At 67.2% G+C, this 869-nt stretch carries 2 protein-coding genes; one reads left to right on the top strand and one right to left on the bottom strand.

What is annotated here, in order from left to right; translation table 11 throughout:
• On the bottom strand, positions 1–209 hold a 209-nt coding region (locus tag ABD908_RS27440), incomplete at its 3' end, for a hypothetical protein (protein WP_345002086.1).
• Positions 210–684: 475 nt separating this feature from the next.
• On the opposite strand from ABD908_RS27440, the gene ABD908_RS27445 reads away from it, so the two are divergent.
• Positions 685–869: hypothetical protein (locus tag ABD908_RS27445; protein ID WP_345002088.1), on the top strand; the 185-nt coding region annotated here is incomplete at its 3' end.

Genomic DNA, 869 nt, shown 5'->3' on the forward strand with positions numbered 1-869 from the left:
GTCGTGGGTGCCTGGGGTGCGGTGGTCTGGATGGTCGGGGTGTTGATCGTCGGTGTCGATCCCCCTCCGCCGCCCGGCGCGCCGGGGGTGCAGGTGGGGTCTGTCGGCAGGCACGCGTGCGCGGCCGGGACGCCCGTCCAGCTCCCGGCCGCCACCACCAGCAAGCACACCCCCAGTACCGCCAGCAGTGCCCGACTCACCCGGTCCATGCGATCCCTCCGCTTCTCGAAGTCCGCCGTTGCTGTCCTGAACGTAGCCGGTACCCGGTGATCCGCAACGGGAAACCGGCCCATTGTGGGCGTTTCGCACCGAATGTGCATTCGGTATGTAACAACATCGGGTGATCAACCCTGGATGTGTTGACAGGATCTGTCCAGTTTGATCCCATCTGTTACACATGTGGCAGAAGTTGCTGCTGTGACATACGGGTGAGGGGGCGCGGACATGGGGGCGACGAGACCGAGCCGGGCACGACGCAGACACGTGCGCTGGCGGCGGGCGACCACGACGTGCGTGCTCGTCACCGGGGTGATGCTGGGTTCGGGTGCGGCGATCGCGACCCCACCCGCGCCGGACGTGCCGTCCCGGCCGGGGCGGCTCGTCGGCGGGCTGTTCCCGGACACCTCCCGTGCGGTGCTCACTCGAGAAGGCTATGTGCTTAGGGTATGGAAGTATTCTGAGCACGTGCGGTCGGTACTCCCGATCGGGCGTGCACTCAACTCCTACGAGGCGTTCTCCGATCTGGCCGGGGAGGCGATCATCACCCCCGCCGACAAGAAGCATCCGCCGACCATCCCGGTGACCGGTGCGGCGGTCACCATCGGTGTCGAACTGGGCTGCGCGGCCACCCCGCAGTCGCTGCAGATCAA

This window comes from Tsukamurella soli (assembly GCF_039541155.1).
In the GTDB taxonomy this organism is placed as follows: domain Bacteria; phylum Actinomycetota; class Actinomycetes; order Mycobacteriales; family Mycobacteriaceae; genus Tsukamurella; species Tsukamurella soli.